The 13376-nt window shown below is 69.1% G+C and carries 15 protein-coding genes; 8 read left to right on the top strand and 7 right to left on the bottom strand.

All coding sequences use genetic code 11. From position 1 onward, the window contains the following. Positions 1–38: 38 nt before the first annotated feature. Together ACH438_RS03035 and ACH438_RS03030 are read right to left on the bottom strand one after the other, a co-directional pair. Positions 39–284 (bottom strand): DUF2630 family protein, encoded by a 246-nt coding sequence (locus ACH438_RS03035; protein ID WP_397000759.1) that lies wholly within the window; start codon positions 282–284, stop codon positions 39–41. Positions 285–390: 106 nt separating this feature from the next. Continuing rightward, positions 391–1842: a PLP-dependent aminotransferase family protein gene (locus ACH438_RS03030; protein ID WP_397000499.1), complete on the bottom strand. Its 1452-nt coding sequence runs from the start codon at positions 1840–1842 to the stop codon at positions 391–393. Positions 1843–1981: 139 nt separating this feature from the next. Between ACH438_RS03030 and ACH438_RS03025 the strand changes: the two genes are divergently transcribed. Then, positions 1982–2671 carry a pyridoxamine 5'-phosphate oxidase family protein gene (locus ACH438_RS03025; protein ID WP_397000497.1) on the top strand — a complete coding sequence of 230 codons (690 nt, stop codon included), beginning with the start codon at positions 1982–1984 and terminating at the stop codon, positions 2669–2671. A gap of 4 nt (positions 2672–2675) precedes the next feature. On the opposite strand, the gene ACH438_RS03020 is transcribed toward ACH438_RS03025, so the two are convergent. Further along, positions 2676–3998: a hypothetical protein gene (locus ACH438_RS03020; RefSeq protein ID WP_397000495.1), complete on the bottom strand. Its 1323-nt coding sequence runs from the start codon at positions 3996–3998 to the stop codon at positions 2676–2678. Between the two features lie 96 nt (positions 3999–4094). Beyond that, positions 4095–4868: a crotonase/enoyl-CoA hydratase family protein gene (locus tag ACH438_RS03015; protein ID WP_397000493.1), complete on the bottom strand. Its 774-nt coding sequence runs from the start codon at positions 4866–4868 to the stop codon at positions 4095–4097. A 107-nt stretch (positions 4869–4975) separates the two neighbouring features. Between ACH438_RS03015 and ACH438_RS03010 the strand changes: the two genes are divergently transcribed. Beyond that, complete coding sequence (locus ACH438_RS03010) at positions 4976–5623, top strand: TetR/AcrR family transcriptional regulator (protein WP_397000491.1); 648 nt, start codon at positions 4976–4978, stop codon at positions 5621–5623. 12 nt (positions 5624–5635) lie between these two features. Next, a complete protein-coding gene (locus tag ACH438_RS03005) occupies positions 5636–7258 on the top strand; it encodes an acyl-CoA dehydrogenase family protein (protein WP_397000489.1) in 1623 nt (540 codons plus the stop codon). A gap of 37 nt (positions 7259–7295) precedes the next feature. Here the strand turns inward: ACH438_RS03005 and ACH438_RS03000 are convergent, their stop codons facing one another. Next, a complete protein-coding gene (locus ACH438_RS03000) occupies positions 7296–7484 on the bottom strand; it encodes a DNA-binding protein (RefSeq protein ID WP_397000487.1) in 189 nt (62 codons plus the stop codon). Positions 7485–7581: 97 nt separating this feature from the next. Here ACH438_RS03000 and ACH438_RS02995 point away from each other — a divergent pair, with 97 nt between their 5' ends. Further along, complete coding sequence (locus ACH438_RS02995; RefSeq protein ID WP_397000485.1) at positions 7582–8664, top strand: CaiB/BaiF CoA transferase family protein; 1083 nt, start codon at positions 7582–7584, stop codon at positions 8662–8664. Positions 8665–8670: 6 nt separating this feature from the next. Here the strand turns inward: ACH438_RS02995 and ACH438_RS02990 are convergent, their stop codons facing one another. Both ACH438_RS02990 and ACH438_RS02985 read right to left on the bottom strand, forming a co-directional pair. Then, complete coding sequence (locus ACH438_RS02990) at positions 8671–8964, bottom strand: SDR family oxidoreductase (protein ID WP_397000483.1); 294 nt, start codon at positions 8962–8964, stop codon at positions 8671–8673. Then, on the bottom strand, positions 8961–9365 hold the full coding sequence (locus ACH438_RS02985; RefSeq protein WP_397000481.1) for a DUF3224 domain-containing protein: 405 nt from the start codon (positions 9363–9365) through the stop codon (positions 8961–8963). Before ACH438_RS02985 ends, ACH438_RS02990 begins: the two co-directional genes overlap by 4 nt. Positions 9366–9565: 200 nt before the next feature. On the opposite strand from ACH438_RS02985, the gene ACH438_RS02980 reads away from it, so the two are divergent. From ACH438_RS02980 to ACH438_RS02965, 4 genes are all read left to right on the top strand, one after another. After that, a complete protein-coding gene (locus tag ACH438_RS02980; RefSeq protein ID WP_397000479.1) occupies positions 9566–10945 on the top strand; it encodes a DUF1731 domain-containing protein in 1380 nt (459 codons plus the stop codon). Between the two features lie 100 nt (positions 10946–11045). Continuing rightward, on the top strand, positions 11046–11396 hold the full coding sequence (locus ACH438_RS02975) for a DoxX family protein (RefSeq protein WP_397000477.1): 351 nt from the start codon (positions 11046–11048) through the stop codon (positions 11394–11396). A gap of 153 nt (positions 11397–11549) precedes the next feature. Continuing rightward, on the top strand, positions 11550–13127 hold the full coding sequence (locus ACH438_RS02970) for a cytochrome bc complex cytochrome b subunit (protein ID WP_397000475.1): 1578 nt from the start codon (positions 11550–11552) through the stop codon (positions 13125–13127). After that, a complete protein-coding gene (locus tag ACH438_RS02965; protein ID WP_397000473.1) occupies positions 13124–13360 on the top strand; it encodes a hypothetical protein in 237 nt (78 codons plus the stop codon). The genes ACH438_RS02970 and ACH438_RS02965 overlap by 4 nt, the downstream gene beginning before the upstream one ends. Positions 13361–13376: the final 16 nt, after the last annotated feature.

Raw genomic sequence — 13376 nt, 5'->3', positions numbered from 1 at the left:
GTTGGCCGTCTCCAAGGCAGACCGAGACGGCCAATCGGCTACTGCAGGTAGCCCTCGACCTGGCGGGCGGAGGAGGCTTCGGCCTCTTCGGGGTTGCGGCCCTGGTCGATGCGGGCGCGGCGCTGGCGCAGCAGGTCCCAGCACTGGTCCAGCATGACCTCGAGTTCGGCGAGCTGGCGGCGCTCGGTCTCCGGGTCGACCTCGCCCTTGGTGGCCTGGGAGCGGAGTTCGTGCTCGCGATCCACCAGGTCCTTGATGCGGCCGAGGATGTCCTGTTCGCTCATGGAATCTCCACTCTCGTAGTCGGAGCGGGCCGGTTGCCGGCCCGCATTCCTCACCGGGTCCACTCTACGACCCTGCCCGGTTTGTGCCGTGGTTTGTCCTGCCGGTTCAGCCGCCGGCGAACGCCGTCGCCCGGGCGAGGATCGGGCCCGCCAACGAGAGGGCTCGCGGCAGGTCGGCGCGGGAAAGTGCCGCGTAGCCGATGGCGATGCCGAAGGTGTGGCGCGGGCCCAGGTGATAGCGGCCCAGACCGTCCAGTCGCAGGCCTACCGCGCGTGCCTCGGCGACCACCCGATCCTCCGCGGCGGCGGAGGCCAGTGGGACCACCACATGCGAGCCGGCGTCGTCGCCGAGCACGGTCAGCCCGTGGCCGTGCAGTTCCGCCATCACCAGCGCGCGGCGGGACGGCATCTCGCGGCGCAGCCGGCGCAGATGCCGGGACAGGTCACCGTGCCGGGCCAGCTCCGACACCACCTGCTGCCCGGCGGGCGCGGGACCGGTGCCGGTCAGTTCCCGATAGGCGAGTACGGACTCGGCCACGGCGGGCGCGGCGACCAGCCAGCCCACGCCGAGGCTGGGGGACAGGATCTTGCTGGTGGTGCCCAGATGCACCACCAGATCCGGCGCGAGCGTGGCGAGCAGTGGCAAAGGCGCGGTGTCGTAACGCAATTCGCCGTCGTAGTCGTCCTCGAGAATGAGCGCGCCGGTCCGCCGCGCGAATTCCACCAGCGCCACCCGCCGGGCCGCGGGCAGTCGCGCACCCAGCGGAAACTGGTGCGCGGGCGTGCAATACACGGCCTTCGCCAGCTCCGGAATCAGCTCCACCCGCAGCCCCTCGGCATCGACCGGGACCGGCACCAACTCCACCCGGGCGGCCTGCAGTGCACCCATGGCTCGCGCATAACCGGGATCCTCGATGGCCACCACATCCCCCGGCGCGAACAGCGCCGCCGCGAGTTCCGCCACGGCCGAACTGGTTCCGGCGGTCGCCAGCACCACACTCGAACTGCTCGCCCCGAGCCCGCGATGCCGCAGCAGATGCTCGGCCACCGCCGCCCGATAATCCGGCTCCCCGCGACGATCCTTGCGCACCAGCGGAATCCGATCGGACGCCGCGCGCCACGCCCGCCGCCACGCCGCCGGATCCAGCGCCTCGATCGAGGGCGCGCCGGCGGCCAGGTCCAGCAGGCCGTCCGCCGGATCGCCGCGTTCATCCGTGGTCGCCTGCTCGGCCACCGGCTGCGGCGAAGCGGTCAGATAGGTGCCCGATCCGTGCTTTCCGCTCAGCCACCCTTCGGCATGCAACTGGTCATAGGCGGCGGTGACGACGGTCCGGCTGACTCCGAGCCGATTCGCCAGTTCCCGCGAGGACGGCAGCCGATCCCCGCCGCGCAAGGCGCCCGCCGTGGCCGCACTCCGCAATCCGTCCGCCAATTGCACGGCCAGGGGCACCCCGGCCGCCCGATCGAGACTCAGCGGCAGATCCTCGACCGCGACATGCTGCCCCGCCGCCGGGCGAGGTGCGGTGCCGGGTGCGGCGGGTCGGGTTGGTCGTCGCAATCGAAGTGGACCTTCCTCGGTGGGTGGCATCGGTCTTGTCAGCATGCCACTTCGGCTGCATAGGTTCCCGGAAGTGGTCCTTCGATCTTGCGTGGAATTGGCTATTCAGGAATGCCATTTCTGCCGCGAAGCTGGTCTCATGAGCGAGGCAGTATCGAACCGGACCCCCTTGTCACCCACTCCGCGCAGCACCGTGACCCGTTCCAAGGAGCGGGCGCAGGCCGATCGCGCGGAGCTGGATGCCGTGCTGGACAGCGGGATGATCTGCCACCTGGGCGTGGTGCTGGGGGGTGCGCCGGTGGTCATTCCGACCACGTACGGACGCGAGGGCGACACGCTGTATCTGCACGGTTCGACGGGTGCGGGAAACCTGCGGGCCGCCATGACGAGTCCGGTGTCGGTGGCGGTGACGCACGTGGACGGCATCGTGTACGCGCGGTCGGCCATGCACTTCTCCATGAACTACCGGTCGGCCGTGATCCACGCGCGCCCGGTGGAACTCACCGATGAGGCCGAGCGCATGCACGGGCTGCGGGTGATCGTGGAACACCTCGCGCCCGGCGCCTGGGATGCGGTGCGCTCGCCCAGCAAGAAGGAGATGGCGGCGACCATGGTGCTGGCGCTGGATCTCACCGAGGCCTCGGTGAAGGTGCGCACCGGCGATCCCCGGGACGACGAATCCGATCTCACCGCGCCCGGGGTATGGGCGGGCGTCCTGCCGCTGCGGCAATCCTTCGAGGCCGCAATCTCGTCCGCGGATCTCGCGCCGGGAATCGAAGTGCCCGAACACGTCCGGGCGCGCTTCGAGACGCCCGCGACGGTGCGCTAGCCGGTCACCAGGCCGTCGCGGTCAGGCCGATCCGGGTCATCGCCCCGGTCGCCAGTTCGATGAGGGCGGCGGAACTCGGGATGGTGTCCGGGTCCAGGCCGACCAGCGAGAGCGTATAGCTGTCGGCGATGCGGGCCAGATAAGCGGACAGGCGGGTGCGGGGCAGGCGGTCCGGGCGCAGGCCCGGATGGATGGCGCGGGCCGCCACCCCGGTGCACGGATGCGGGCCGATGGTGAGCAGCGAATCGGGCAGCGTTCCGATATTGGAGCACAGGATGTCTCGTTCGCCCGCGCCCTTGGCGAGCGCGAAGGCCAGCCGATCCGGGATCACCTGCAGCAGTTCCTCCGGGATGCCGCCCGGACTGGTCATGCGGTGTTCGTAGGCCTTACGCGCCTTGCGGCGGATGGTGGCCGGATCGTCGTCGCGGGCGATGGCGATCTCGGTCATGGCCATATCGTTGTCCACGCGCGGTTCGTCGCGGGTGTCGACGGGCAGGCTGGCGGCAATGGTGTCGGCGCGGAAACCGCTGTCCCACAGCATGGTCGCGACCAGATGCACGAAAAGGCTGTTGGCCGTGCCGCCGTGCTCGACGGCCACCCGATTCCATTCGCGGGCCGGGAACTGCAGCACCGCGCCGGGGGTGAGGGTGTCCGGTCTGCGCTTGACCGTCTTCTGATCCGTCTTCGCAGCTCCCGGACCGATGGGGGAGGGCACGAAGACGGGGACGGCGCGGGTGATGGTCGCCGACAGCGCTTTCCGATCCGCCGGGCGTTCCGGGCGGCGCGGGATGCCGCGGCGCAGCGCGCGGGCGGTGCCGCCGAGCACGGTGCCCCACTGTTTGCGGGCGTCGGCCCAATCCGATTGTTCCGCAATGGGCGCCGCCAGCGGCGTACCGGTGAGGGCGTGATCGACGGCCAGGGTCAGGGCGCGCCCGTCGGCGAGGGCGTGCGAGCAGGTCAGCGTCACCACACAGCCGCCGTCGTCGAGCCGGGCGGCGGACAGTCGCCAGCCGGGGCCCTCTTCCGGATTCAGGTCCGCGCCCTGCCGGTCGGCCCAATCCAGCAGGGTGGCAGTCGGAATGGGCTGATCGGTCATGGTGAAGGGGTGGGCCTGCGCGTTCGGCTGCCAGCGCGGCCGGGCGCCGGGCACGTGCGAGCGCACCACGCGGCGGCCGAGCGGTCCCGTGCGCAATTCCTCGTGGACACGCCAGAGCAGCGCCGGATGCACCGGTTCGGCGGTACGCCAGAGTCCCTGCAGGGCGATCGGGGTGCCCAAGCCCCGGTGCGCCCGCAGGAAGATCTCATCCACCACGCTGAGCCGATTCATCGAACGGCTAGCGTACCGAGCGGTACCGACATCTGTTGCCGGATATCCGGACGGCTTCGCCCGCTCCGTCATCGGCGCGCGGGGGACTCGCGCATATCAGGCACGGGTGCCGTGGCGGCCGGCTCCGGAGGCGAAGCGCTGCGCCCCGTCGAGGGCCCCGTCCAGGAGCGCCTTCATGCCGTGCTGGAGTTCATTGGCGAGAGCGGCGGTTTCGTCCATTCCATCCTGTTCCAGCACCGACATGCGATCGGAGCGCAGGCAGGTTTGCGGCAGAGCGGACAATTCGCGCGCGAGTTCCTCTGCGGCGCGCCGGGATTCACCGGGCGGGACCACCCGGTTCACCAGGCCGATCTGCAGCGCCTCGGCCGCGCCCACCGCACGCCCGGTGAGAATCAGATCCATGGCGCGCCCGGTGCCGATGATGCGCGGCAGCCGCAGCGTGCCGCCGTCGATGAGCGGGACGCCCCAGCGCCGGCAGAAGACGCCGAAGGTGCTGTCCTGCTCGGCGACTCGCAGATCACACCACAGCGCGAGCTCCAGGCCGCCCGCCACGGCATAGCCGGAGACGGCGGCGATCACCGGTTTGGACAGGCGCATGCGGGTGGGGCCCATGGGGCCGTCGCCCTCTTCGGTGACCTTGTTGGAGCGTTCGGTGCCAAGGGCTTTCAGGTCGGCGCCGGCGCAGAAGGTGCCGCCGTCGCCCCACAGCACGGCGACCGAGGCGGTGGGGTCGGCGTCGAATTCGCGGAAGGCGGCGGCCAGTTCGGCGGCGGTGGGGCCGTCGACCGCATTGCGTGCCTCTGGGCGGTGGAGGATCACGGTGGTCACTGGGCCGTTGCGTTCGACTCTGACGGTCACGGCACAGACCATACGCCGTAAATGGAATAGGGGAAGCGACTCGAAGAGTCTCCGTTGAGGGTGGTGGTGGGCGACGGGTGGGCTTGCGTCAAGAAATGAATGAGTGGTTCACTTCTTGGGTGGCATACCGCCGAACCCCCGCCGTGCAAGCCCGCCTGGACGCCCAGGCGGGATCGATCGTGCGGGCCGCCATGACCGTACTTTCCCGCGACGGCTTCTCCGGACTGTCCATGGCCGCCGTCGCCGCCGAGGCCGGCGTAGCCACCGGCACCGTCTACAAGAGCTTCAGCGGCAAATCCGAACTGGTGGCCGCTGTTTTTCGGGAGGTTGTCACCCGCGAGGTCGCGGCCGTCGCAGAGGCCGGAGAAGCCGCCGGCTCGGCCAGACTCGCCAGGGAACGCGTCACCGCCGCCGTCGAAACCTTCGCCGGGCGCGCGCTCAAGAATCCGAAACTCGCGTACGTGCTGCTGGCCGAACCGGTGGATACCGCCGTTGACGCCGAACGCCTGCGCTTCCGGCGGGCCTTCGCCGAAACCTTCGAGGCCGCGGTGGCCGAGGGCGTCGCCACCGGGCAACTGCCGCCGCAGGATCCGCGCACCTCCGCCACCGCCCTGGTCGGGGCCATCGGCGAGGTGCTGGTCGGACCGCTCGCCGAGGAGCTGGAGAGCGAATCGGTCATGCCCGAACTCGTCGCATTCGCACTGCGGGCGCTCGGTGTCCCCCAGGACCACCAGGGCCGACCGCAGGAACCGCAGGGCCAGGAATAGGAGTCCCCTCAAATGCCCACGCATGAAGTGTTCAACCAGGTCCCGGACATCGTGCCCTTCGACAATTCCCGCAACCCCGCGCTGATCGAGGGCCTGCATCGCGAGGGCGCCGGCTGGGCCGAGGCCGAGGTGCGCGAACTCGGCGTGCTCGCAGGCGGTTTCGCGGCGCAGGAATGGGGCCGGGTGGCCAATGAGAACCCGCCCGTCCTGCACACCCACGACCGCTACGGCAATCGCATCGACGAGGTCGAATTCCACCCGTACTGGCACGATCTCATGACCGTGGCGGTCGAGCACGGCCTGCACGGCTCGCCCTGGACCGACGACCGCCCGGGCGCGCACACCGCCCGCGCCGCCAAGTTCTACACCTGGGGCATCGCCGACGCCGGGCACATGTGCCCGATCTCCATGACCTACGCGGTGGTGCCCGCGCTGCGCCACAATCCGGAACTGTCCGCGCGTTTCGAGCCGCTGCTGGCCTCCCGCGTCTACGACTACGGGCTGCGCGAACCGTCCTCGAAGTCCGGTCTCATCGCGGGCATGTCCATGACCGAGAAGCAGGGCGGCTCCGACGTCCGCGCCAATACCACCACGGCCACACCGCAATCCGACGGCACGTACCGCATCGTGGGCCACAAGTGGTTCACTTCCGCGCCCATGTCGGACATGTTCCTCACGCTGGCGCAGGCGCCCGGCGGCCTGTCCTGTTTCCTGCTGCCGCGGGTACTGCCCGACGGCTCCCGCAACCCGCTGCGGCTGCAGCGGCTGAAGGACAAGCTGGGCAACAAGTCCAATGCCTCCTCCGAGATCGAGTACGAGAACGCCACCGGCTGGCTGGTCGGCGTGGAGGGCGCGGGCGTGAAGACCATCATCGAGATGGTCAATATGACCCGCCTGGACTGTGTGATCGGCTCGGCCACCGGCATGCGGGCGGGCGTCGTGTTCGCCACCCACCACGCCCGGCATCGATCGGTGTTCGGCAAGCACCTGATCGACCAGCCCGCCATGCGGAATGTGCTGGCGGACCTGGTGATCGAATCCGATGCCGCCACTACCGTCATGATGCGGCTGGCGGGCGCCACCGATCGCGCCGGCACCGATCCCGCCGAGGCGGCGCTGCGCCGCATCGCGCTGGCCGTCACCAAGTACTGGGTGTGCAAGCGGGCGCCCGCGCACGCGGCCGAGGCGCTGGAATGCCTGGGCGGCAACGGTTATGTCGAGGAGTCGGGCATGCCGCGGCTGTACCGGGAGGCGCCGCTCATGTCCATCTGGGAAGGCTCCGGCAATGTGGCGGCGCTGGACGCGTTGCGCGCCATGGGCCGTCAGCCCGAGACGGTGGAGGCGTTCTTCAACGAGGTGTCCCTCGCGCGTGGCGGGAACAATCACCTCGATACCGCCATCGATCGCCTCGGCAAGGAACTCACCGACCTGTCCGATATCGAATACCGGACGCGGCGCGTGGTGGAACTGATGGCGCTGGTGCTGCAGGGCGCGCAACTGGTGCGCCACGGTCACCCGGCCATCGCGGATGCCTTCTGCGCCACCCGCTTCGGCGGCGACTGGGGCATCGCCTTCGGCACCCTGCCGGCCGGCGTCGACACCGAGGCCATCCTGCGGCGCGCGTACGTGCACTGAATTCCGGCCCGATCCGGCTGCCCCGCCGCGGTGCGGGTCAGCCGAGGTCGAGGCCCTGGGCGGTGAGGGCCTGGCGGAGGATGCCGATTGCCTTGGGGCCCAGCCCGTGCAGGGCCAGGAGTTCGTGCTCGGGCACCCCGGCGAGCTGCTCGAGGTGGCGGTAGCCCGCGGCGGCGAGGGCCCGGGTGGCGGGCGCTCCGATCCGCGGCAGCGTCGTTTCGGCCATGTGCACAGCCTAGGTGGGCAGTCCGCGCAACGGGTGGCAGCGAAATCTGGAACATGTTTCACTCTTGGTTATCCGCCCGATAACCGAAGGGGTGCACGTGACTGGCAAGGGTCCGCTGGACGGGGTCCGGATCATCGAACTGGCGAGCATCGGCCCCGGGCCGCATGCGGGCATGATGCTCGCCGACCTGGGCGCCGACGTGGTGCGCGTGCAACGCGCGGGCGACGGGTCCGCGATCGGGCCGATGGCGCCGCAACTGCGCGGGCGCACCATCGTGCAGGCCGACTTCAAGAATCCGGACGACGTGACCGCGGTGCTCGCACTGGTCGAGAAGGCGGATGTCCTCATCGAGGGCTTCCGGCCGGGTGTCGCCGAACGCCTCGGGCTCGGACCCGATGCGGCACAGGCGCGCAATCCGCGCCTCATCTACGGGCGCATGACCGGCTGGGGTCAGGACGGGCCGCGCGCACAGCAGGCCGGCCACGACATCAACTACATCGGGCTCACCGGCGCGCTCAACGGCATCGGGCGCAAGGGCGAACGGCCACTGCCGCCCATCAACCTGCTCGGCGACTACGGCGGCGGTTCGGTCTTCCTGGTGCTCGGCATCCTCGCGGCCCTGTACGAGCGGGAACGCTCCGGCGCGGGCCAGATCGTGGACGCCGCCATGGTGGACGGCGCACTGACACTGGCACATTCGATCTGGAGCCTGCACCAGGCCGGCGTCTGGTCCGACGAGCGCGGCACCAACCTGCTCGACACCGGAATGGCCTGGTACGACACCTACCGCACGGCCGACGACAAGTTCCTCGCCGTCGGCGCCTTCGAACCGCAGTTCTACGCCGAACTGCTGCGCGTACTGGAACTCGACCCGGAAAGCCTTCCGCACCAAATGGATCGGGCCGGACAGGACGTGCTGCGCAAGACCTTCACCGCACGCTTCGCCACGAAGACGCAGGACGAATGGGCCGCCCTGTTCGACGGCGTGGACGCGTGCGTGACGCCCATCCGGACCTGGACCGACGCCGCCACCGACGAGCACCTGCTCGCCCGTGGCTCACTGGTGGAAGTGGGCGGCGTGCTCCAGCCCGCGCCCGCACCGCGCTTCTCGCGGAGTACGCCGCCGGTACCGGAACCCGCCCCCACCACACTCACGCCGATCGGCGAGATCTGGGCCTAGCGCTGCCTAGAAGGCGGTACCGCCATTGACCCGGATGTTCTGGGCCGTAACCCAATTGGCCGCAGCACTGGCGAGAAACGCCACGACGGCGGCGATCTCGCTGGGCCGGCCCAGTCGCCCGAAGGCGCTCAGGGCCTCCAGGCCGGCGAGGAACTCCGGGCTCTTGCCGATGCGGTAGGTCTCGGTCTCGGTGGCGCCCGGACTCACCGCGTTCACGGTGATGCCGCGCGGGCCGAACTCCTTGGCCAGGATGTGGGTGAACTGCTCCACCGCGCCCTTGCCGGTGCCGGCCGGTATCACTCGAACCAGTATTCGAGCCAGATCTCCGCGTTCTCACCGAGATTCGCGCGGAAGCCGCCCGTGCCGCGCAGTCCGGCCAGGTCGGCCGTGCCCGAACCCGGCACCACGAACCACTCACCGGTGACGATCTTGTCGGCCACACTGCCCTGATCCTGCAGCAGGAAGGTGCCGGTCTTGCCGCCCAGCGTGCCGTTGACGCGCTCGATACCGACGAAGCTCGCGCTGCCGTCCGCGCTCGACGACTGCAGGAATTCGACGACGCCCTCGCCCTCGATACCGCCGGAGAAGCTCTCCTCCACATGAATTCGGGTCAGCACCGGGCCCTCGGCCGGTTCCTCGTAGGCGACGGGTTCGTACTTGTGCACCGTGATGGTGCCTTCTACACGGATCTTCTCGGACATGTCGTGCTCTCTTCTGTGGAACTCACCGGACGGCGACATCGATATCGCGCTCCCCCAAGGGAATCCTCGCGTGGAAGTCGGAGCGGGATCAATGCGAGATTCACCCGGGATCGAGAAGCGGGACTGATCGAAGGCCGGGTGCCTCGCGTGCGATCAAGGCCACGTTTCCCGCCCCTACCTCGCAGGCATAGCGTCTGGGTATGCCTCGTACAACGACGTACACCCAGTGGATCGCACTACCGCCGCACCAGGTGTGGAGCGTCCTCGGCGATCCGCGGCGCTGGCCGGAATGGAACCCGGCCGTCACCTCGGTCATCCTGCACGACGCGCCCGCCGTAGGCGTGACCGGCGACTATATGCCGCGCGGACGAGCCAACGAGGCGGTGCACGGGCGGTTCGCGAAACCGTTCGTGCTCGCCACCTTCGTGCCGGACCGCGAACTCACCATCGAACAGCCCGAACCCGTGGGCACCATGCGTATGCGGTGGACCCTCACCCCGCGCGACGGCGGCACCGAACTCGCGCAGAGCCTCACCTTCAGCGGCGCGTCGGCTCCGGCCATGCGCAAGGTGGTGGGGGATCTGCTGCTCACGGACACCAGGACCGCGTTCGCGCGGCTGGCGCTGCTGGCCGGATTGCGACCGGCGGAGGATGCGCTCACCGCCGTGATCGCCGGTGGCACAGGCGCGCTCGGCCGCAATATCGCCGCCGATCTGACCTGCCGCGGGCATCTGGTGCGCGTCATCACCCGACGCAAGGCAGCCGAACTGCCCTACGAACAATACGAATGGGACGGCCGCACCGTCGGGGAGTGGGTTGCGGCGCTACGGAATCCGGGTCGTACCGCGCTGATCAATCTGGCGGGCAAGCTGGTCGACTGCCGGCCCACCGACCGCAATGTCGCCGAATTGCGGCGCAGCCGCGTCGATTCCACCCGCGCGCTCGTCGAAGCGTCGAAGACCCTGGACCGGCCCATCGACTACTGGGTGCAGGCCAGCACCACCGCCATCTGGGCCGACGCGGGCGAAATCCGTTGCACCGAAACCACTCCGCTGCCCGAACCGGGCCTGCCGCAGATGACCGGGGTGGCCGCGCCCTGGGAGCGGGCGTTCGAAGGCGCCAATGCCGCGCACCGGACCATCCTGCGCACCTCCATAGTGCTCGATCGGGACGCGCCGGCCATGAAACGGCTGGCCGGACTGACCAAGGCCGGGCTGGGCGGCAGCGTCGGCAACGGCCGCCAGTGGTTCAGCTGGATCCACCTCGACGACTGGCTGGCCATCGTCCGCGCCGCGCTCGGCCTGGACGCCACCGTGACGCTGCCGGACGGAATCATTGTCGCGGCAACCGATTTCCCGGTCCGCAACCGCGACCTCATGGCCGGACTGCGCCGGCAGCTGCATCGGCCGTGGGCGCCGCCCACACCCGCACCGGCGCTCACCATCGGCGCCGTCTTCCTGCGCACCGATCCGGCGCTGGGCCTGACCGGGCGGCACGCCACCTCGGAGGTGCTGCGGGCGGCCGGATTCCGGTTCCGCTACCCGACCCTCGACGAGGCACTCAGCGACCTGTTGCCATAACCATCGGTTATGACAGCAGGTATTGGCCACCTGATTCCGATTCGACGAGCCTGAACTCAGCGGCGGCACCGCCGCGCAGCAACGGATCGGAGTCGGGCAGATGTACGTCGCCTTCATCGTCGTCACCGCGATCACCATCGCGGCCAATGTCTTCGAGGCGGTGGCCAATCTGGTGCGCGCGAAGTTCGTGCGGCAGAATATCGGCGCCATGGGCCTGCCCGAATCCATGCTGCCGTTCCTCGGCGTGTGCAAGGGGGCGGGCGCGCTGGGACTGATCGCCGGACTCGCGGGCTGGCGGCCGCTCGGCATTGCCGCGGCCGCCGGGCTCACCCTCTTCTTCGTGCTCGCCGTCGCGTTCCACATCCGCAAGCGGGTGCTGTTCAATATCGCGTTCCCGCTCGCCTTCCTCGGCTTCGCCATCGCCTCGCTGGGCCTGGTCATCGCCCACTAGCGCCGGTCACCGCGATGCGACGTGGATCACTCCGCCGGGACGTCACAATCCGGCCCGCTACCGCGTCTCATGGGCAGCGGGCCCACGACGGCTCCGGATCGACAGGAGGATCACCATGTTCCGCTATCCGATTCGATGCACCGGCGGCGCCAGATGAGCACGGTCGCCGCCCAGGCCGACGCCGCCGACGAGCGGTATCAGGCGGCGGCCTTCATCAAACGCTCCATCAACAAGGTCTTCCCGACGCACTGGTCGTTCCTGCTCGGTGAGATCGCGCTGTACAGCTTCGTCATCCTGCTGCTGTCCGGTGTCTACCTGACCCTGTACTACGACCCGTCCATGACCGAGGTCACCTACAACGGCGCGTATCAGCCGCTGCGCGGTGTGCAGATGTCCGCGGCCTACCGCAGCTCGCTCGACATCTCCTTCGAAGTGCGCGGCGGACTGTTCGTGCGGCAGGTACACCATTGGGCCGCACTGCTTTTCATGGCGTCGATGATCGTGCACATGTGCCGGGTGTTCTTCACCGGCGCCTTCCGCCGGCCCCGCGAGGGCACCTGGGTGGTCGGCTCGCTCATGTTCATCCTGTCCATGTTCGAGGGCTTCTTCGGGTACTCGCTGCCCGACGACCTGCTCTCCGGCACCGGACTGCGAGCCGCGTTCAACGGCATCACCCTGTCGGTTCCGGTCATCGGCACCTGGCTGGACTGGCTGATGTTCGGCGGCGACTTCCCCGGCAACGCGATCATCCCGCGGTTCTTCATCGCCCACGTGCTGCTGATCCCCGGCATTCTGATCGCGTTGGTGGCCACGCACATCGCGCAGGTCTGGTACCAGAAGCACACCCAGTACCCGGGTCCCGCCCGCACCGAGAAGAATGTGGTGGGGGCGCGCATCATTCCGGTGTTCTCCCTGGACCAGGGGGCGTTCTTCGCCTTCACCCTGGCCGTGATCGCGCTCATGGGCGGGCTGTTCCAGATCAATCCCATCTGGAACCTGGGGCCCTACAACCCGGCCCAGATCTCGGCCGGCTCACAGCCCGACTTCTACATGATGTGGACCGACGGACTGGCCCGGCTCATGCCGCCCTGGGAGCTCTACCTCGGCAACTACACCATTCCCGCACCCTTCTGGGTGGCCGTGGTGATGGGGCTGGTGCTGGTGGTGATCCCCGTCTACCCGTGGATCGAGAAGCGGCTCACCAAGGATCACGCCCACCACAATCTGCTGCAACGGCCGCGGGACGTGCCGGTGCGCACCGCCCTCGGGGCCATGGCCATCATGTTCTTCCTGGTGCTGACCGCGGCCTGCCTGAACGACATCATCGCCTTGAAGTTCGATGTCTCGCTCAACGCCACCACCTGGCTGTTCCGCATCGCCGCGCTGCTCGCGCCGCCGCTGGCCTACTTCGTGACCTACCGGTTCTGCCTCGGCCTGCAGCGCAGTGACCGGGCGGTGCTGGAGCACGGCATCGAAACCGGGATCATCAAGCGGCTGCCGCACGGCGAATACATCGAGGTGCACCAGCTGCTCGGCTCCTCGGAATACCAAGGGGCGCCGGTACCGAAGAAGATGAGCAAGCTCGGCGCGGCCGGTAAACCGGGGCTCGGCAGCTTCCTGCGCGCCGATCCCGAGGCCGAACGTGACATGCTTGCCGCACAGCATCATCACGAGGAGCAGGCGCAGCTCGAGATGTTGAAGGACCGGCAGGACACGGGGAGCCGCTCATGAAAGTCGCGACACGGCACGAGGACGACTTCGGCCTACTGGTGGCGGCCGCCACCGTCTATGACGCGCGTTCGGCTCGCGAAGTGCGAAATCTGCTGCGCACGTACGGTGTCCGGGCCACCATGGGTCGCGTGCGTATCCATCGCTGGCGCAATCTCCGGGACAGCTTCAAGATCCTGGTCTTCCCCGAGGACGCCATCCGTGCGTACGAGGCGCTGTCACGGCACACCCGGTGAAAGACGAGCCGCCGCA

The sequence above is a fragment of the Nocardia sp. NPDC020380 genome, assembly GCF_044386975.1.
In the GTDB taxonomy this organism is placed as follows: domain Bacteria; phylum Actinomycetota; class Actinomycetes; order Mycobacteriales; family Mycobacteriaceae; genus Nocardia.
This window is presented reverse-complemented; position numbering and strand designations above follow the sequence as displayed.

What these genes read in the sequence shown, in the direction of transcription:
- ACH438_RS03035 (WP_397000759.1), bottom strand. Translation starts at nt 284, where the DNA reads ATGAGCGAACAGGACATCCTCGGCCGCATCAAGGACCTGGTGGATCGC.
- ACH438_RS03025 (WP_397000497.1), top strand. Translation starts at nt 1,982, where the DNA reads ATGAGCGAGGCAGTATCGAACCGGACCCCCTTGTCACCCACTCCGCGC.
- ACH438_RS03020 (WP_397000495.1), bottom strand. Translation starts at nt 3,998, where the DNA reads ATGAATCGGCTCAGCGTGGTGGATGAGATCTTCCTGCGGGCGCACCGG.
- ACH438_RS03015 (WP_397000493.1), bottom strand. Translation starts at nt 4,868, where the DNA reads ATGGTCTGTGCCGTGACCGTCAGAGTCGAACGCAACGGCCCAGTGACC.
- ACH438_RS03005 (WP_397000489.1), top strand. Translation starts at nt 5,636, where the DNA reads ATGCCCACGCATGAAGTGTTCAACCAGGTCCCGGACATCGTGCCCTTC.
- ACH438_RS03000 (WP_397000487.1), bottom strand. Translation starts at nt 7,484, where the DNA reads ATGGCCGAAACGACGCTGCCGCGGATCGGAGCGCCCGCCACCCGGGCC.
- ACH438_RS02985 (WP_397000481.1), bottom strand. Translation starts at nt 9,365, where the DNA reads ATGTCCGAGAAGATCCGTGTAGAAGGCACCATCACGGTGCACAAGTAC.
- ACH438_RS02980 (WP_397000479.1), top strand. Translation starts at nt 9,566, where the DNA reads ATGCCTCGTACAACGACGTACACCCAGTGGATCGCACTACCGCCGCAC.
- ACH438_RS02975 (WP_397000477.1), top strand. Translation starts at nt 11,046, where the DNA reads ATGTACGTCGCCTTCATCGTCGTCACCGCGATCACCATCGCGGCCAAT.
- ACH438_RS02970 (WP_397000475.1), top strand. Translation starts at nt 11,550, where the DNA reads ATGAGCACGGTCGCCGCCCAGGCCGACGCCGCCGACGAGCGGTATCAG.
- ACH438_RS02965 (WP_397000473.1), top strand. Translation starts at nt 13,124, where the DNA reads ATGAAAGTCGCGACACGGCACGAGGACGACTTCGGCCTACTGGTGGCG.